Origin of the sequence: Microbacterium arborescens (genome assembly GCF_049707515.1) — a bacterium.
Classification (GTDB): domain Bacteria; phylum Actinomycetota; class Actinomycetes; order Actinomycetales; family Microbacteriaceae; genus Microbacterium; species Microbacterium arborescens_B.
The window spans coordinates 26,661-44,078 of record NZ_JBNAFI010000003.1; the positions used below are offsets into that span (position 1 = coordinate 26,661).

Below are 17,418 nucleotides of genomic sequence, written 5' to 3' on the forward strand. Positions count from 1 at the left end.
GGTCAGGACTCGACAGGCGCTGGGCCCGTCGTGTTCCCGAGACGGAACGTACTCGTGAACCGCTGCGAGTCGGGCGTGTCGCCCCGGAGGAGGGCGGCGACCGCCTCTCCGGCGGCCCGGCCCTTCTGCCAGGCGGGCTGGACGAGGGTCGTCAGCTCGTGCGGCGCGAAGCCGTCGACGACGATGCCGTCGAAACCGGTGATGCTGACGTCCGCCGGCACTCGCAGCCCCGCCTCCTCCGCCGCGCGCAGCACGCCCACGGCGAGCAGATCGCTCTGCGCGACGATCGCGGTCGGCCGGGGCCCGTCGCCGGCGAAGAGGGCGCGCCCCACGGTGACGCCTGCGTCGATCGAGCTGTCGACGGCCGCGTAGGCGGCGGCATCGGGGAACACGTCGCGGAACCCGGCGAGGCGGTCGGCGACGACGTCGACGGAGGTCGTGCTCTCGTCGTCGCGCGACAGCCAGCCCGACTCCGATCCCCACCGCACGGGCATCGTGACGGCGACGACACGGGTGTGGCCGAGGTCGCGCACGTGTTCGGCGGCGACCCGTTGGGCCTCGCGGTTGTCCAGCGCGATGCGCGGCACGCCCTCTCCCCCGTCGCCCTCGATGACCACGACCGGGATGCCGCGTGCGCGAACACTCGCGAGGTGGTCGCGCAGCAGTGTGCTGCATCCGATCAGCACTGCGGCGTCGATGGGAGCGGTCATGAGGGTCGGCTCCCCCGCGACGACGCTTCCCTCGCGCAGGAGCAGAAGGCCGGCGCCGATGGGAGCGACGGCGTCGGCGAGCGCGTCCATCGTCATACGCATCACGGGGTCGCCGAAGACACTGCCGAGCCGGCCTCCGCTGACCACGCCGATGATCCCGCTGCGCCCCCGGCGAAGCGACGCCGCGCGCGGGTCGGGTCCGAGGTACCCCAGTTCGGCGGCGGCCGCGAGCACCTTCGCGCGCGTCGCGTCGCTCACGGGCGTCTTGCCGCTGAAGACGACGGATGCCGTCGACGGCGACACCCCGGCCGCTCGCGCGACATCCGAGATGGTGGGCCGACGTGCGTTCACGCCCTGATCGTACCCGGCCGTAGTGAAACGTCGAATCGATTCGGTACGCTGACCCGGTGACCGACGTGCTCTCCCGATCCGTGTACCTTCGCTGGCGCAATGCCGTCTTCGCGATCTTCGCCGCGAGCGGGCTGAGCATCGCCACATGGGCCGCACGCGTGCCCTCGATCAAAGAAGACCTCGGAATCGAGAACCGCGAGATCGGCCTGGCGCTGCTCGCGATGGGGATCGCCTCGATCCTCGGCCTCTCCGCCAGCTCGGTGGTCATCGCGCGGGTCGGCACCCGCACGGGCATGTTCGGGGTGCTCATCACGCTGTCGATCGGCCTGGCGATCCTGGGGCTCGGAAGCGGCTTCTTCCACTCCTACGCCATGCTCATCGCGGGACTCGCGCTGTTCGGATTCGGCAACGGATGCCTCGACGTGATGATGAACGTCGACGGTGCCGCCATCGAGACCCAGTCGGGCAAGACGATCCTGCCGCTGTTCCATGCCTTCTTCAGCTTCGGCACCGTGATCGGCGCGGGCGTCGGAGCCATCGCCGCGGGACTGCGCATCGGTGTCGCAGTCCACGCGGTCACGATGGCGGCTCTCATCGTCGTTCTCGCGATCGTCGCGATCGCGAACGTCCCGCGCCGGGCCGTCACAGATGCCGTCGCCGCCGACGCCGCCGCAGACGGCGACACCGCCGCGCCGCATCCGGACGCTCCCAAGCCCGGCTGGCGCCAGCGCCTCGCGGTGTCGCTGTCGGCCTGGCGCGAACCGCGCACCTACACGCTCGGCATCATCATGCTGGGCATGGCCTTCGCCGAGGGCGGCGCGAACGACTGGCTCGCGCTCGGGGTCATCGAGCACGAGGGCGGGACGGCGGCCATCGGCGCCGCGGCGCTCACCGTCTTCAGCGTGTCGATGACCGTTGTGCGGGTCTTCGGCGGCCCCCTCGTCGACCGGTTCGGCCGCGTCGCGACGCTGCGCGTGCTCGCTGTCGCCGCGACCGCCGGCATCCTGCTGTTCATCCTCGCCCCGAATCTGCCGCTCGTCTTCGTCGGTGCCGCCCTGTGGGGCATCGGCGCATCGCTCGGCTTCCCCCTCGGGATGTCGGCGGCCGCCGACGACCCCGCCCGCGCGGCGGCCCGTGTGAGCGCGGCGGCCACGATCGGCTACGTCGCGTTCCTCTGCGGGCCGCCGATCCTCGGGTTCATCAGCGACCACATCGGCCTGCTGCCGACCCTGTTCATCCTGGTCGTGCTGGTCGCGGCCTCCGGTCTCGCGTCGTCGGCAGCCAAACCGCTGCCCGGAGCCAAGGTCGGCGCCGGCCGCCACTGACCCGTCGCGTGGCCCGCGCAGGCCTGAGCCCCGAGGTCCCAATTGAGCCGGGTATCCCGCCGCCATTCCCGGCTGAACTGGGACCTCGAGGCTGCGCTGGAGGCCCATGGGCGCGGACGCGCGGTCGCGCGAACGGGCGGGCGCGCCGTCGCTCTGCCAGGATCATCCGCAATGACGATCTCCACACAGTCCTGGCATCACCCGGACCCCGACACGGGCGTCCGTCTCGACATGATCCCCGAGCAGGTGCTGCATGCCCTCGGTGCGGGCGACGCCGCGAGCCTCGACCAGTTCTACGCCACTCCGTTCCTCACCGGCGCGGAATGCGACTGGCTGTGGCGGATCCGGAGCGCGCAGGTGCTCGCGTCTCCGGGCGACTCCCCCTGGGTCACCCGCTTGATCGTCGATCCGCTCGTCGACGTGCCCGTCGGGATCGCGGGCTTTCACGGGCCACCCGACGAGACCGGGATGGTGGAGGTCGGATATCGCGTCGACCCCCCGCTCCGGCGCCACGGCTACGCCCGCCGAGCCCTCGAGATCCTGCTGAACGTCGCACGCGAGCATCCCGAGGTGCGAACGGTCCGCGCCACCATCAGTCCCGACAACGCGGCTTCACGCGCGCTCATCGACGGTTACGGGTTCGTCGAGCGCGGCGAGCAGTGGGACGACGAGGACGGTCTCGAGATCATCTACGAGGTCACGGCGGATGCCGCATCGCGGCCCGGTCGGGACGGGACGCCCGCCGGCGGCGAGAGCGAATAGGCTCGTCGGGTGCGTCTGGTCATCGCCCGCTGCTCCGTTCAATACACGGGGCGCCTCAATGCTCACCTTCCGCTGGCTACCCGGCTGCTGGTGCACAAGGGCGACGGCAGTCTGCTCGTGCACTCCGACGGCGGGTCGTACAAGCCGCTGAACTGGATGAGCCCGCCGTGCACGCTCACCGTCGAGACGCCGGAGGACGACCCGGATGTCGAGGAGCAGGTCGTCGAGCAGTGGCGGGTCAGTCACGCGAAGTCGGGTGACACCCTCGTCGTTCGGATCTACGAGATGATCCACGACTCCTCGCACGAGCTCGGCGTCGACCCCGGCCTCATCAAGGACGGCGTCGAGGCCGACCTGCAGCGGCTCCTCGCCGAGCAGGTCGAGGTCATCGGCGAAGACCTGACGCTGGTGCGGCGCGAGTTCCCCACCGCGATCGGCCCCGTCGACCTGCTGCTGCGCGATCCGGCGGGCGGCACGATCGCCGTCGAGGTCAAGCGCCGCGGTGACATCGACGGCGTCGAGCAGCTGACCCGCTACCTCGAGTTGCTCGGCCGTGACCCCCACCTCGCGCCCGTCACCGGCGTGTTCGCGGCTCAGGAGATCAAGCCGCAGGCCAAGGTGCTCGCCGCCGACCGCGGCATCCGCTGCGTGACGCTCGACTACGACGCCATGAAGGGCATCGAGTCGGGCGCGCCCCGCCTGTTCTGACGGGGCGCGCACGAGGGCTCAGCCGCCGAGCTTCGACAGCTCGGCGAACTCCTCGTCGGTGAGCTCGATCTCGGCGCCACGGAGGTTGTCCTCGAGGTGCGCGACGCTCGACGTGCCGGGGATGGGAAGCATCACCGGCGAGCGCTTGAGCAGCCACGCGAGCGCGATCTGGGCGGGGGATGCCTGCTTGCGCTCGGCCAGCTCGCTCAGCGGCGAATCGGCCCCGGTCAGCCCACCGGTGGCGAGCGGGAACCACGGGATGAAGCCGATGCCCTGCTCCTCCGACCAGTCGAGCAGCTCCTCGGCGTCGCGCTTCTGGAGGTTGTAGAGGTTCTGGACCGTCACGATCGTCGCGATCTGCTGCGCGGCCTTCACCTCGTCGACCGAGACCTCCGAGAGGCCGATGTGGCGGATCTTGCCCTCGTCCTGCAGCTTCTTCAGCTCGCCGACCTGATCCTCGAGCGGCACCTGCGGGTCGATGCGGTGCAGCTGGAAGAGGTCGATGCGCTCGAGGCCGAGACGGCGGAGGCTCATCTCGGCCTCCTGACGGAGGTATTCGGGACGACCGACCGGCGGCCACTCGTTGGGGCCCGTGCGCGTCAGCCCGGCCTTGGTGGCGATGATCACATCGTCGCCGTAAGGGTGCAGCGCCTCCTTGAGGAGCTCCTCCGCGACGTAGGGACCGTACGAGTCGGCGGTGTCGAAGAAGTTCACGCCGAGTTCGACGGCGCGCTTGAGGACGCGGATCGCCTCATCGTGATCCTTCGGGGGACCCCAGACACCGGGGCCGGTGAGCTGCATCGTGCCGTAACCGAGGCGGTTCACCTCGAGGTCGCCGCCGATGCGGAAGGTGCCGGAAGCGTGGGCTGAGGACGTGCTGGAAGTCGTCATGGGAGGTCCAGCGCCCGGAGGGCGCGAGACATTCCCCCGCGGCGCGGAACGTAGGGTGGAGTCATGACCCGATCGCCGTTCTCCTGCGTCCTGTGGGACATCGACGGCACGGTCGTCGACGCGTCCGAAGGCATCCTCCGCCGACTCACGATCACGCTCGACCACTTCGGTCACCCTGCGCCGACGCACGATCAGCTCATCGACTGGATCGGCCCGCCCATGCACGAGTCGTTCCAGAGGAACCTCGGGATGACGCCGGAGAAGGCGACGGAGGCCGTGTCGTTCTACCGCGTGCTCGGCAAGGCCGACGGCTACACGACGGGCGCGCGACTCTACCCCGGCGTCGCCGACCTCATCGTCGAGCTGAACGAGGCGGGGGTGCCGCAGTCCACGGCCAGCTCCAAGCCCGAGATCCAGGTGCGTGCCCTCATGGAGCACTTCGGCCTCGCCCCGCGGCTGCGCGAGATCGTGGGAGCGACCAGTGACGAGAAGACACTGAGCTCGAAGGCCGACATCGTCGGCGAAGCGCTCCGTCGGCTGAAGGCCGACGGCGTCGACGTGTCGCGTCCCGTGCTCGTCGGCGACCGTCACCACGATGTCGAAGGCGGCGCCGCGCAGGGCGTGCCCGTCATCTTCGTGTCGTGGGGCTTCAGCACGCCCGACGAGGCCCGCGGCGCCATCGGCGTCGCCGCTGACATCGACGAGCTGCGCGCGCAGCTGATGCCCACGGACTGACAACCGGGGTCCTCCCCCATTCGACGCCCGGGCTGCGTGCCAGAAATGCAGCGCCCGGGCGTCGACGGATCCCCCCGGATACGTCACGCAGAGCGTGACGGGGACAACTGTACTGATGTTCGCGCCGCACCGATACCCGCAGATGAGACGGATTTCATCCGCGTAGCGTGCGGGGGTGGCACATGTGGATCTCCGACCCTTCGACGACGACGACGCGGATGCCGTGTTCGAGATGATGCGCGATCCGGATGCGGTGCGGCAGGCGGCCTTCACCGCCGACGATCCGTCCGACCGCGCGGCGTTCGACTCGTGGCTCGAGCGGCACCGTGCCGACGATCGCGTCACGATGCTGGTCGTGACCGCCGACGGCGGCTTCGCCGGGACCGCCGCGAGCTTCACCGTCGACGGCGACCGGGAGGTCACCTACTGGATCACCCGCCATGCGCGGGGACGGGGTGTCGCCTCCGCCGCCCTCCGACTGCTCGTCGCACGCGAGGCCGAGCGGCCGCTCTACGCCCGCGTCGCCGCCGACAACGAGGCATCCATCGCCGTGCTCCGCAAGAACGGATTCAGTGAGATCCGGCGCCAGCGCGCGTACGCCCCCGCCCGCGGCGAGGAGATCGACGAACTCGTCTTCGCCCTGCCGCCGACCCTCGACGGCATCTGACGGCCGGGTCTACATCCGGGCGAGCGCGGCGAGCTCGGCGCGTGAGGCCGCGCCGGCCTTGCGCAGCAGGTTCGACACGTGGAATTTGACGGTGTTCTCGCTGACCCCGAGAGCATCGGCGATGTCCCGATTGCGCCGGCCGGCGGCGATGAAGCGAAGCACATCGCGTTCGCGCGGGCTCGCCTCGAAGCCGTCGGGCACCTCCCCGGGGATCGCCGGCGGATCGAGCGGCAGCTGGATGTCGACCTCCGACCCCCATCCTTTCGTGGAGGTCACGGCGAGGTGTCCGGAGAGCGACGAGACGATCTCGGCCACCGGGCGCAACGCGTCGTCGTGGCGCGTCAGCTCTCCGTCGCCGTCGTCGCGGATGCCGATGAGCAGGTGCAGTCCGTCGCAGTCCCACTGGATGCGGATGCGCGAGGTCTCGGCGCGGTCGACGATCGCCAGCACGGTGCTGCGCACGATCGTGCGCGCCGCATGGGCGATCTCGCCCGGCAGCGCGCGACCGTTCGCCGGCGGCTCGACGAACTGCACCTCCAGATCGCTGTACCGAACGAGGGGTCGAAGGTCGCCGCGCAGACGCTCGAAGGCACCGACGACCGGCTCGAGCGCGGCCCCCTGCTCGTCCGTCTGCACCCGCAGGCCGACGAGCGCACCCGCTGCGACATCGACGGCCACAGCGCGGGCCGCGCGATCGTCGAGGCGCGGCGATCGCAGTGTCGCCAAGAGCGACTCGAGGGTGAGCGCGTACCGGTCGCGCTGGTCCGCGAGCGCCCGGGCGTGGTCGGCGGCGGCGCGGCGCGCGGCGGCGGAGGAGATCTCGTCCAGGTGCATGACAGCCCACACTACCCACCCCACCCGTTCGGGTAGTCGGAACCACCCAACCGGGTGATCACGACATCCGGAGCATCCGCGCACACTGGAGCCCATGCCCGAATCGACCGCGTCCCCCTCGGTCGCGCACTCGTCATCCGCCGCCGTGTCCCTCGTCGCGAACGAGCTGCTGCGCGCCGCCGAGCGCACCGCCGTCGCCGCCGCACCCGCGCTCGACCAGCTGGCCGACGCGCTGCTCGCCGCCGATCGCGTGTTCCTCACGGGAGCGGGCCGCTCGGGCATCGCGCTGCGGATGACGGCGATGCGGCTCATGCACCTGGGCCTCGACGTCCACGTGGTGGGTGAACCGACCGCCCCGGCGATCCGCGCCGGCGACCTGCTGCTGACGGCCAGCGGGTCCGGCAGCACCGAGAGCGTGGTGCGCGCAGCCCGAACGGCATCCGATGAGGGGGCAGCCGTCGCCGCCATCACCGCGGACGCCGGGTCCGCCCTCGGCCGACTCTCCGACGTCGTGGTCGTGGTGCCGGCCGCGCAGAAGCTCGACCGCTCGGCCGCAGCCTCGCGCCAGTACGCCGGGAGCCTGTTCGAGCAGCTCGTCATCGTCATCGGCGACGGTCTGTTCCACGCGATGTGGGGGCGGCAGGGAACGAGCGCCGACGAGCTGTGGCCGCGCCACGCCAACCTCGAGTGACCCGGCCGACCGCGTCAGCCCGCCGCCGGACCACCAACCCCGACCACCCCGACCACCCCACGGATAGGACACCTCATGAAGCTGCAGTTCGCCATCGACACCCTCTCGACCGAGAAGGCTCTCGAGCTCGCCGCGGCCGCCGCCGCGCACGTCGACATCCTCGAGCTCGGCACCCCGCTCATCAAGAGCGAGGGACGCTCGGCGATCACCGCGCTCAAGAACGCGCACCCCGACAAGGTGATCTTCGCCGACCTGAAGACGATGGATGCCGGTGAGCTCGAGGCCGATCTCGCCTTCGACGCCGGCGCCGATCTCGTCACCGTGCTCGGCGCGGCCGACGACAGCACGATCGCCGGCGCTGTGAAGTCAGCCGGCGCGCGCGGGAAGGGCGTCGTCGTCGATCTCATCGGCGTCGCCGACAAGGCTGCGCGCGCCAAGGAGGTCGTGGCTCTGGGCGCCGAGTTCGTCGAGGTGCACGCGGGCCTCGACGAGCAGGCGCTGGAGGGCTACTCCCTCGACACGCTGCTGCGCGCCGGCGAAGCGTCCGGCGTGCCGTTCTCGATCGCCGGTGGCGTGAACCTCAGCACGATCGCCGCCGTGCGCGACTCGGGAGCCCAGGTCGCCGTCGTCGGCGGCGCGCTCTACGGCGCCCCCGACGTCAGCGCGGCAGCGGCCGAGCTGCGCGCCGCCATCGGCTGAAGTCTGGCGGGCCAGGATTCGGATGACTACGGTCTCGCACCATGACCGACCACGCCGTTCCAAACCTCCCGTCCCGTGACTTCGAGGTCACGAGCGCGTTCTACGGCGGCTTCGGGTTCCGCCAGGACCACCGGAGCGAGGACTGGCTGATCCTCAGCCGAGGTACGGTCCGATCGGAGTTCTTCCCCTACCCCGATCTGGTGCCCGAGGCGAGCTCGTTCATGTGCAGCATTCGCGTCGACGACGCCGATGAGTTCTACCGACGCGTCCGCGAATCGGGCGTGACCGAGACACCCCGGGGGATGCCGCGGCTGCAGCCCATCGAACCGCAGCCCTGGGGTCAGCGCGCCGGCTTCCTCGTCGATCCCGACGGGACGCAGCTGCACCTGATCGAGAACATCGACCCGTCGGCGGCGGACCCGACCCGGCGGGACTGAACCGATGGCCGGAAACGACGAAACCGGCACGATCAGAGGCGGCCACCTAGCTCTGCACGTCACCTGCTGCCCCGAGCACCCGCTCGAGCAACGACTCGGTCTCGTCGGCCGCTCCACCGAACATCCCCATCCGCCCGAGCGGGAGCGACCCGACCATGGCGATCATCTCATCGACGCCCTCGCCCATCGACCGCCCCAGCGCTTCCCGCAGGACCGGCCCCGCTCCGGGATCGGCGAGCGCCTCCTCGATCGAGGATTCCCGAGTGAGGGGCAACGACACGTCATCCCCCGTGACCGGGAGGCTGAGCGTACCGCGCACGTCGCGGCTCGATGCGGCGACGTCGACGACGTAGTCGCCGCCCTCGACGACCCAGCGATCGAAACGGACGTCCCAGTAGGCGAGGTCTGCTCGGCGCACGATGAGCGTGACGGTGCGACGCTCCCCCGCGTCGAGCTCGACCGAGGCGAACGCTTTGAGCTCCCGGACGGGGCGTTGCACCCGGCCCGCCGGCAGCGACGTGTACACCTGCACGACCTCGCGTCCGGCGCGCGAGCCGGTGTTGGTCACCTCGACCGTGACCTCGACATCGCCGTCGCCGCGAACCTGCGCGGAGAGATCGCCGTAGGCGAAGGTGGTGTACGACAGACCGTGGCCGAACGGGAAGGCGACCGGCAGTCGACGCGCGTCGTACCAGCGGTACCCGACGAAGAGCCCCTCGCCGTAGCGGACATGGGAGAACTCCCCGGGGAAGTCGAGATAGGCCGGGGTGTCCTCGATGCGAACCGGGATGGTCTCGGCGAGCTTGCCCGACGGTGACACGACCCCGTACAACACGTCCGCGATCGCGCCTCCGCCAGCCTGGCCCAGGAGCCAGCCCTCGACCAGAGCCGGCACGCTGTCGGCGAACGGCAGCGCGACCACACCGCCGTTCGACAGCACGACGACGGTCCTCGGGTTCGCCTCGACGACGGCGTCGACCAGTTGCCGCTGCACGGCGGGCAGATCGATGTCGTCGCGGTCGAACCCCTCGGATTCGAGGCGCGCGGGCAGGCCCAGGAACAGAACGGCCACATCGGCGGCAGATGCCGCGGCGACCGCCTCGTCTCGCAGCCGGGCCTGCTGCTCGTCCGCGGCGTCGGCCTCGATCGAGAACCCGGCCGCGGCCGTGACCGCAGCGGTGGCGATACGGCGGATCTCGTCCAGCGCGACGTCCAGGCGCGTCGGGTTGATCTGCGACGAGCCGGCACCCTGGTAACGCGGGTCGGTCGCGAAGGCTCCGATGACGGCCACCGACGTGTCCGCCGCGAGCGGCAGCAGGTCGCCGTCGTTCTTCAGCAGCACGATCGACCGGCTCGCGGCATCGCGCGCCAGGGCGTGGTGGGCGTCGGCGTCGAGCGGCCCGGTGATATCGGCTGCCGTCGACCCGGACGCCTTGCGGACCAGCTCCAGCGCGCGACCGGCCGCAACATCGACGACGGCCTCGTCGAGCTCGCCACCGCGCACGGCTGCGACGACCTGCGCGTCCGTGCGCCCGTCGCTGGAGGGCATCTCGAGATCGAGTCCCGCTGCGAGCCCGGCGACGCGATCGTTGACCGCGCCCCAGTCGGACACCACGAGTCCGTCGAACCCCCACTCGTCGCGCAGCACCTGCGTCAGCAGCCACGGGTCCTCGGACGCGTAGACGCCGTTGATGCGGTTGTACGAGCACATGACCGTCCACGGCTGCGCATCCTCGACGACACGCTGGAAGCCTCGCAGGTAGATCTCGCGGAGCGGTCGGGCATCGATGTCACTGGAGACGCGCATGCGGTCGCTCTCCTGGTTGTTCGCGGCGAAGTGCTTGAGCGAGGACCCGACGCCACGCGACTGGATGCCGCTGACGATGGCGGTCCCCAGTACGCCAGAGACCACGGGGTCCTCCGAGAGGTATTCGAAGTTCCGGCCGCACAGCGGCGAGCGCTTGATGTTGATGCCGGGGCCGAGGAGGACCGCGACGTCCTCGATCGCCGCCTCCGTGCCCATCGCCTCACCGACGCGCCGCGCCACCTCGGGGTCCCAAGACGATCCGAGGGCGACCGCGGGCGGGAAGCAGGTCGCCGGCACGCTGTCGCCCAATCCCAGGTGATCGCCGCCGACGCGCTGCTTGCGCAGTCCATGCGGCCCGTCGGTGAGCATCAGCTCGGGCACCCCGACGCGTTCGATCGGCTTGGTGAACCAGAAGCTCGCTCCGCTCGTCAGTGACGCCTTCTCTTCGAGGGTCAGGTCTGACACCGATGTGTCCATGGTGGCGATTCCTTTCGGGGGACGACGAGCTTCGCCGCCGGTCGGCTGATGTTACGGCGAGGTTGCGCGGGGTAGCGCCGACGGCTACTTTATCCAAAACCAACCGATGGTTGGTTTTTGTCTGACTCAAGGAGGCGTCACTTGTCCATCGCGCACCCCTCACCGGCTGATCCGCCCCTGACGCGACCGGTGAGCACCATCCCGGTGGGGCCCAAGTACTTCATCGGCCTCTTCGCCGCTCAGTTCGGGCTCTTCATCGCCCTGCTGACGCCGGTTCTGCTGAGCATGCAGTTGAAGGCTCAGGAGATCGCCCCCGACGGCGCGGCCGAGCTGATCGCATCGGTCCTTCCTTTCGGCGCGCTCGGTGCCCTCCTGGCGAATCCCCTCGCGGGCCAGCTGAGTGATCGCACTCGCACGCGCTGGGGCCGTCGTCGCCCGTGGCTCATCGGCGGCATCCTCGCGTTCCTGGTGTTCCTCGCCGTCGTCGCCTTCGCGCAGAACCAGCTGGTGCTCACGATCGGCTGGGTCGGCAGCCAGGTCGCCGCCAACGCGGTGCTCGCGGCGCTCGTCGCCAGCTTCGCCGACAACGTTCCGGAGTTCCAGCGCGGCAAGGGGTCGAGCATCATCGCCGTCGCCCAGAACGTCGCGATCCTCACCGGCACTTATGCCTCGGTCCTCCTCGTGGGGAACCTCCCCGTACTGTTCATCGTCCCCGGCATCCTGGCCGTCATCGCGATCGTCTGGTACGCGCTCGTCGCCCGCGATGAGGTGCCCGACTACCGGATCCGACCGCTGAATCTCGGCGCGCTGATCGGATCGTTCTGGACCAACCCCATCAAGAACCCGGACTTCGGCTTCGCCTGGTGGTCCCGCTTCCTCATCACCCTCGGCACGTTCATGTTCACGACGTTCCGTCTGCTCTACATGCAGGAGCACCTCGGGCTCTCGGTCGGCGACGCGACACTCGCCGTCGCGAACGGCGTACTCATATACACGGTCGCGCTCCTGGTCAGCTCGGTGATCTCGGGCTGGCTGAGCGACAAGCTGGGTCGTCGCAAGATCTTCGTGGGCGGTTCCACGGCCGCGACCGCCGTGGGATTGATCGTGCTGGGGCAGGCCGACAGCGTGGCCCATTTCTACCTGGCCGAGCTTCTCCTCGGGCTCGCGTACGGAATCTACACCGCGGTCGACAACGCCCTAATCATCGACGTTCTGCCCGATCCCGAGCGTCCGGGCAAGGACCTGGGCGTCATCAACATCGCCAACGCCCTGCCGCAGTCAGTGGCCGCGCCCTTCGCGCTGTACTTCCTGACGATGGGCATCACCGCCGGTCAGGAGTACAACTACACCGCGATGCTGTGGGCGGCGGGGGCGGTGACGCTCGTCGGCGCGCTGGTGATCATCCCCATCAAGAAGGTGCGCTGACCCGTCGCATCTGGTGCGGCGGCTACGGCCTCAGCCGCGGTCGCCGCACCCGCACTCGTGAGGCCGCAGCAGCCGCGCGAACGTCTGGAGGGTCGCCTGCAGTCGCACCGACGGGTCGAGCAGCCACTGCACCTGCAGACCGTCCGAGGCCGCGACGATCAGGGCGGCGACCTCGGCTGCATCGACGTCGGAACGGATGCCGCCGGCTCGCTGATCCTCGCGCAGCCGCTCGGTCAGCGAATCCCGCACGCGGTCGAACCGGTCGGTGAAGAACTGGCGACTGCTGCCGCCCGCCGCCTCGAGCGAAGCGGCCAGCAGGGTCGTGTAGAGCTCGACGAGACCGGGCACGTCGGCGTTCTGCATCGCGGCTTGCACAATGAGGTCGACGGCATCGGACGAGGCGTCGGGATCCGTGGCGCGCTTACTCTCGGCATGCTCGTACACGGCGACGAGCATCTGCTCGCGTGAGTCGAAGTAGTGCAGCAATGCGGCATGCGATACGCCGATGGCGTCCGCGATCCGGCGCAGGCTCGCTCCCCCGGCGCCCCGCTCGGCGAACACCTCGATCGCGCGGTCCAGGATCTCCAGGCGCCGCGCGACTCCTTTCGCATAGGAGCCCGGGCGTCCGATGACCGCGTAATCACTCATGGATCCGACCTTAACGGCCACCCCGGGGCACGCCGACGAGCCCGGCACGCGCGTACTGGAGGCATGGGGTGGGGGGCCCGCATGCTCGCACCGCGCTCAGTCCGTGATGGGCGGAACCGGCACGTTCAGATCCAGGCGCCACCCGCCCTCCGGCGTGGGGCCGGTCCGCAGGGAGCCGCGCAGGAGCTCGATGCGCCCGGTCACCCCTGACAGGCCCCAGCCGAGGCCGAGGCCGGCCACCGGGACTCGTCCGTCATCCGCGCGACCGTTCTCGACGACGAGCGAAAGTCGATCGAACGAGTGATGAACCGCCACCCTCACCGGCGCACCCGGCGCGTGCTTGGCCGCGTTGGTCAGCGCCTCCTGGACGCACCGGTACACGGATGTCGATACGACAGCCGGGAGGTCGGCGAAGTCGCCCTCGGCGACCAGTTCGACCTCCGTGCCACGCTTGCGCCAGTACGAGATCAGCTCGTCGAGCCGGCGGAGGTCTGCGGTCGCCTCCGGCAGCTCCGTGCCGACGGCTCGGAGGTCCGAGAGCGCCCCCGCGAGGCTCGCCGCAGCGAATTGACCCTCGCTGCGCACATCCGCCATCAGCTCGCGCGCGTCGTCGGGCCGGCTGACCGCCATCTGCAGCGCCGCATCGGTCAGCGTGATGAGGCCCGCGATGTGCTGACCGGCCACGTCGTGCAGCTCCTGCGCGATACGCGCGCGTTCGCGATCCCGAGCCTGTTCGACGCGGTGCTCGTGCTCGCGCTCGGCGATCTCCGCCCGCTCGCGGGCGCGCGCCGTCCGACGCTTCCGAGCGCCCCACCAGATGCCGAGGGCGACCGCGCCCGCCGCAGGTGCGACGAAGGTCAGCCCCTCCCCCAGCGAGAACACCAGCGTGAAGCTGACGTCATCGCCCAACGACAGCGCCCACAGGGTGACGGTGACGACCGTCGCGATCGAGACGCCCACCAGCCACAGGAGCGAGATCAGCGCGGGACGACGTGCCGCGAGGAAGAAGAGGCTCAGCGCGATCACGAGCTTCATACTCGACAACCAGCTCGGCACGTCGAGCCCGACCACGAGCGCGAGGTAGACCGCGGTGGCGACGACGACGGTGACCTCGGGTCGGCGGTCGACGAGGAGGAAGACCAGGGCCTGAACGGCGCATCCCGCGAGCAGGAGCGTGATGCCCACCCCCGCAGGGATGACCAGCGGCCAGCCGAGCTGCGCCGTGACGAGGTCGACGATGGGGACCATCAGGCTCTGCACCACCGTCACGACGAACACGGTGGTCACGAACACGGCGCCGCTCCGAGCGGAACCGAGCAGGCGCTCACCGTCGTCGCGCTTCATCGCCGGGCCGGCCGGCTTCGATTTCTCGTACACATTCATCTCCCGGATACGGCGAAGGCCTCCGAACAGTTCCCCGTTCGGAGGCCTTCATCTCGCTGTGCGCGAGGGGGGACTTGAACCCCCACGCCCTTGCGGGCACTGGCACCTGAAGCCAGCGCGTCTACCTATTCCGCCACTCGCGCGAGACCGCGTTTCCACGGACTCAACTTCCCGAGGATATCACGCCCGGGGATGCTTCCCCGCCCCGATCCGGGCCCCAATGCATCGTCCGTTCAGGCTGCCTGACTACGATGAAGCAACCATCCGCCTGCCTGAGGAGCCCCGTGGGACTACTTGACAGCTTCGAGAAGGGTCTCGAGCGTGCCGTCAACGGCGCCTTCGCGAAGACCTTCCGCAGCGGCGTCCAGCCGGTGGAGATCGCATCCGCCCTCCGCAGCGAACTCGACAAGAAGGCGGCGGTCGTCAGCCGCGACCGCATCCTCGTCCCGAACGCCTTCACGGTGCGCCTGTCCGACAGCGACGCCGAGCGGATGCAGGCGATCGGTCCCGCGCTCCTCGACGAGCTCCGGGGCTTGGTCGAGAAGCACGCCCGTGCCCAGGGCTACTCGTTCTCGGGCGCGGTGACCGTGACCCTCGACGCGGACCTGCAGCTGTCGACGGGCACCGTGCGCGTCGACTCGAACTCCCACGCGGGCGCCCGGGTGTCGTGGCAGGCGGTTCTCGACATCGACGGCACCCGGCATCCGATCACCGCGGCGCGCACCGTCATCGGCCGCGGCAGCGACGCCGACATCACCATCCCCGACGCGGGCACCAGCCGCAAGCACGTCGAGATCCTGTGGGACGGCGAGCGCGCCATGGTGCGGGATCTCGGTTCGACCAACGGCACGCAGCTGAACGGCGCGCGCGTCGGCGAGGCCGCGCTGCCCGTCGACGGCGTCGTGCGCATCGGCCGCACCGATATCGTCTTCCGCGTGGTCCCCCAGACGCAGGCTCCCGCCCGCCCCCGGATGTCGGCGGCCGACGCGACCCGCATGTACGACACCCGAGGTGACGCCCGATGAGTCCGCTCACCCTGTTGCTGCTGCAGATCGGGTTCCTGGTCCTGCTGTGGTTCTTCGTCTTCGCCGTCGTCTACTCGCTGCGTGCCGATCTGTTCGGCGTGAAGGTGCGCAAGCTCCCCGAGCCGGCAGCAGTCGGCGGTGCGCCCGCTGGCAGCCCGTCGGTCACCCGTCCGCCCACGTCGTCGCCGGATGCCGCGACCGCAGCCGTCGGTGCCGTGGGAACACCCGCACCGACGGGCACGGGCGGCAAGGCCACGACCGACGCCGTGTCGCGGATCGTCATCACCAGCGGTCCGAAGGCCGGCCTCGAGCTTCCGCTCGGCTCGGAGCCCCTCACCATCGGGCGATCGAGCGAATCGGGTCTCGTCATCCGCGACGACTACACCTCGAGCCACCACGCACGGCTCGTGCTGTGGGGCAACCAGTGGATGATCCAGGACCTCGACTCGACCAACGGCACGTGGCACGACGGCGAGCGTGTGGCTTCTCCGGTTCCGGTCGTCGTGGGCGCGCCGATCAAGGTCGGCGCCACGACGTTCGAACTGCGGAAGTAGCCCGTCCGCATGGTCTTCCAGGGCTCCAGCGCCGCCATCTCGCACACCGGGAAGGTGCGCTCGAACAACCAGGATTCGGGCTTCTGCGGCTCGAACCTGTTCGTCGTCGCCGACGGTATGGGCGGACATGCCGGCGGTGACGTCGCCTCGAGCCTCGCGGTGCGGCGGCTCGAGAGCCTCGACCACGCCTTCGCCTCCACGACCGACGCCGAGGCCGCACTTCGCGAGGCTCTGGCCGACACCGCCGCCGAGCTGATCGGCACCGTCAAAGTGCGTCCCGAGCTCGCCGGCATGGGGACCACCGTCAGTGCGCTCGTCATGGTCGACGAGTACGCCGTCATCGCCCACATCGGCGACTCCCGCCTCTACCTGTTCCGCGACGGTGCCCTGACCCAGATCACGACCGATCACACGTTCGTGCAGCGTCTGGTCGACTCGGGCCGCATCACCCCCGAAGAGGCCCGCTACCACCCCCGCCGTTCGGTGCTGATGCGCGTGCTGGGCGACATGGACCCCGATCCCGAGATCGACACGTTCATCATGCCCACGCAGCCCGGCGACCGGTGGCTGCTGTGCTCCGACGGCCTGTCGGGTGTCGTCGACGACCCGCACACGGCGAAGGCGCTCGCGCAGGGCTGGGCTCCGGGTCGCACCGCCGACAACCTCCTCAAGCAGGCCCTCGACGGCGGCGCGCCCGACAACGTCACGATCGTCATCGTCGACGTCGGGGGGCAGCATCCGCTCTTCAGCGGCCCCCCGACGGTGGTCGGGTCGGCATCGCACCCCCTCGGCATCGAGGTGCCCGCCGCCCGCCCGCAGCGCAGCGGCTGGCTGCATCCGGTGCGTCAGGCCGCGAACGAGCCGACGCACTTCGAACCGGCCGCCGAGTTCCTCGAGGAGCTCATCGAGGAGGATCGGCGGCGCGCGCGCCGGCGGCGCCTCACCTGGTTCGGTGGGTTCGTCGTGATCCTCGCAGCCATCGGCGTCGTGCTGTTCGCCGCCTACAGCTGGACCCAGACGCGCTACTTCGTGGGCGTCGACGAAGACACCGTCGTCATCTACCGCGGCATCCCGCCGACCATCGGCCCGATCTCGCTGTCGACGCCCGAGGAGGACACCGAGATCCCGCTCGACAGGCTGGCGCCCTACCAGCTGCAGCTCGTGGAGCAGAGCATCACGGCCGACTCGCTCGACGACGCACGTGCGATCGTCGAGAACCTGCGCGTGGAGGGAGGCACATCGTGACCGGTACCGCCGTCTCGGCCGACACCTCGGTCATCACAGCGTTG

General features: G+C 70.2%; 18 protein-coding genes and 1 tRNA gene. 12 read left to right on the forward strand and 7 right to left on the reverse strand.

The genetic code is table 11. The features are described 5' to 3' along the window. Positions 1-2: 2 nt before the first annotated feature. Complete coding sequence (locus tag ACPYN5_RS07075) at positions 3-1,061, reverse strand: LacI family DNA-binding transcriptional regulator (RefSeq protein ID WP_424448281.1); 1,059 nt, start codon at positions 1,059-1,061, stop codon at positions 3-5. A 56-nt stretch (positions 1,062-1,117) separates the two neighbouring features. On the opposite strand from ACPYN5_RS07075, the gene ACPYN5_RS07080 reads away from it, so the two are divergent. The 3 genes from ACPYN5_RS07080 (at position 1,118) to nucS (ending at position 3,856) form a co-directional block, all read left to right on the forward strand. Then, positions 1,118-2,386 (forward strand): MFS transporter, encoded by a 1,269-nt coding sequence (locus ACPYN5_RS07080; RefSeq protein ID WP_424448282.1) that lies wholly within the window; start codon positions 1,118-1,120, stop codon positions 2,384-2,386. A gap of 171 nt (positions 2,387-2,557) precedes the next feature. Then, positions 2,558-3,148, forward strand: a complete 591-nt coding sequence (locus ACPYN5_RS07085; RefSeq protein WP_424448283.1) for a GNAT family N-acetyltransferase — start codon at positions 2,558-2,560, stop codon at positions 3,146-3,148. A gap of 9 nt (positions 3,149-3,157) precedes the next feature. Further along, on the forward strand, positions 3,158-3,856 hold the full coding sequence (nucS, locus tag ACPYN5_RS07090; RefSeq protein ID WP_424448284.1) for an endonuclease NucS: 699 nt from the start codon (positions 3,158-3,160) through the stop codon (positions 3,854-3,856). 18 nt (positions 3,857-3,874) lie between these two features. Here the strand turns inward: nucS and ACPYN5_RS07095 are convergent, their stop codons facing one another. After that, a complete protein-coding gene (locus tag ACPYN5_RS07095; protein WP_424448285.1) occupies positions 3,875-4,747 on the reverse strand; it encodes an aldo/keto reductase in 873 nt (290 codons plus the stop codon). 63 nt (positions 4,748-4,810) lie between these two features. On the opposite strand from ACPYN5_RS07095, the gene ACPYN5_RS07100 reads away from it, so the two are divergent. Together ACPYN5_RS07100 and ACPYN5_RS07105 are read left to right on the forward strand one after the other, a co-directional pair. Beyond that, positions 4,811-5,482: an HAD hydrolase-like protein gene (locus ACPYN5_RS07100; protein ID WP_424448286.1), complete on the forward strand. Its 672-nt coding sequence runs from the start codon at positions 4,811-4,813 to the stop codon at positions 5,480-5,482. Between the two features lie 175 nt (positions 5,483-5,657). Beyond that, on the forward strand, positions 5,658-6,149 hold the full coding sequence (locus ACPYN5_RS07105) for a GNAT family N-acetyltransferase (protein ID WP_424448287.1): 492 nt from the start codon (positions 5,658-5,660) through the stop codon (positions 6,147-6,149). A gap of 9 nt (positions 6,150-6,158) precedes the next feature. On the opposite strand, the gene ACPYN5_RS07110 is transcribed toward ACPYN5_RS07105, so the two are convergent. Beyond that, positions 6,159-6,983 carry a helix-turn-helix transcriptional regulator gene (locus tag ACPYN5_RS07110; RefSeq protein ID WP_424448288.1) on the reverse strand — a complete coding sequence of 275 codons (825 nt, stop codon included), beginning with the start codon at positions 6,981-6,983 and terminating at the stop codon, positions 6,159-6,161. Between the two features lie 94 nt (positions 6,984-7,077). Here ACPYN5_RS07110 and hxlB point away from each other — a divergent pair, with 94 nt between their 5' ends. The 3 genes from hxlB to ACPYN5_RS07125 all read left to right on the forward strand — a co-directional run bounded on the left by hxlB (position 7,078) and on the right by ACPYN5_RS07125 (position 8,810). Further along, positions 7,078-7,674, forward strand: coding sequence for a 6-phospho-3-hexuloisomerase (hxlB, locus tag ACPYN5_RS07115; protein WP_424448289.1), 597 nt, complete (start codon positions 7,078-7,080; stop codon positions 7,672-7,674). 75 nt (positions 7,675-7,749) lie between these two features. Continuing rightward, positions 7,750-8,373 carry a 3-hexulose-6-phosphate synthase gene (hxlA, locus tag ACPYN5_RS07120; RefSeq protein WP_424448290.1) on the forward strand — a complete coding sequence of 208 codons (624 nt, stop codon included), beginning with the start codon at positions 7,750-7,752 and terminating at the stop codon, positions 8,371-8,373. Positions 8,374-8,414: 41 nt separating this feature from the next. After that, positions 8,415-8,810: a bleomycin resistance protein gene (locus ACPYN5_RS07125; protein WP_424448291.1), complete on the forward strand. Its 396-nt coding sequence runs from the start codon at positions 8,415-8,417 to the stop codon at positions 8,808-8,810. A gap of 46 nt (positions 8,811-8,856) precedes the next feature. Here the strand turns inward: ACPYN5_RS07125 and ACPYN5_RS07130 are convergent, their stop codons facing one another. Then, a complete protein-coding gene (locus tag ACPYN5_RS07130; protein ID WP_424448292.1) occupies positions 8,857-11,094 on the reverse strand; it encodes a glycoside hydrolase family 3 C-terminal domain-containing protein in 2,238 nt (745 codons plus the stop codon). A 189-nt stretch (positions 11,095-11,283) separates the two neighbouring features. Here ACPYN5_RS07130 and ACPYN5_RS07135 point away from each other — a divergent pair, with 189 nt between their 5' ends. Continuing rightward, positions 11,284-12,519, forward strand: coding sequence for an MFS transporter (locus ACPYN5_RS07135; protein WP_424448293.1), 1,236 nt, complete (start codon positions 11,284-11,286; stop codon positions 12,517-12,519). Between the two features lie 30 nt (positions 12,520-12,549). Here the strand turns inward: ACPYN5_RS07135 and ACPYN5_RS07140 are convergent, their stop codons facing one another. The 3 genes from ACPYN5_RS07140 to ACPYN5_RS07150 all read right to left on the reverse strand — a co-directional run bounded on the left by ACPYN5_RS07140 (position 12,550) and on the right by ACPYN5_RS07150 (position 14,693). Beyond that, positions 12,550-13,167 (reverse strand): TetR/AcrR family transcriptional regulator, encoded by a 618-nt coding sequence (locus tag ACPYN5_RS07140; RefSeq protein ID WP_424448294.1) that lies wholly within the window; start codon positions 13,165-13,167, stop codon positions 12,550-12,552. A gap of 96 nt (positions 13,168-13,263) precedes the next feature. Next, entirely contained in the window at positions 13,264-14,544 is a 1,281-nt protein-coding gene (locus tag ACPYN5_RS07145) for a sensor histidine kinase (RefSeq protein WP_424448295.1), read from the reverse strand. A gap of 65 nt (positions 14,545-14,609) precedes the next feature. Beyond that, positions 14,610-14,693: transfer RNA gene (locus tag ACPYN5_RS07150), tRNA-Leu, on the reverse strand. Between the two features lie 141 nt (positions 14,694-14,834). Here ACPYN5_RS07150 and ACPYN5_RS07155 point away from each other — a divergent pair. Genes ACPYN5_RS07155 through ACPYN5_RS07165 form a run of 3 tightly spaced genes read left to right on the forward strand, consistent with a single transcriptional unit; the run spans position 14,835 to position 17,374 of the window. After that, on the forward strand, positions 14,835-15,575 hold the full coding sequence (locus tag ACPYN5_RS07155; RefSeq protein WP_424448296.1) for an FhaA domain-containing protein: 741 nt from the start codon (positions 14,835-14,837) through the stop codon (positions 15,573-15,575). After that, positions 15,572-16,129, forward strand: coding sequence for an FHA domain-containing protein FhaB/FipA (locus tag ACPYN5_RS07160; protein ID WP_424448297.1), 558 nt, complete (start codon positions 15,572-15,574; stop codon positions 16,127-16,129). Before ACPYN5_RS07155 ends, ACPYN5_RS07160 begins: the two co-directional genes overlap by 4 nt. A 9-nt stretch (positions 16,130-16,138) precedes the next feature. Continuing rightward, positions 16,139-17,374, forward strand: a complete 1,236-nt coding sequence (locus tag ACPYN5_RS07165; RefSeq protein WP_424448298.1) for a PP2C family protein-serine/threonine phosphatase — start codon at positions 16,139-16,141, stop codon at positions 17,372-17,374. Positions 17,375-17,418 lie beyond the last annotated feature (44 nt).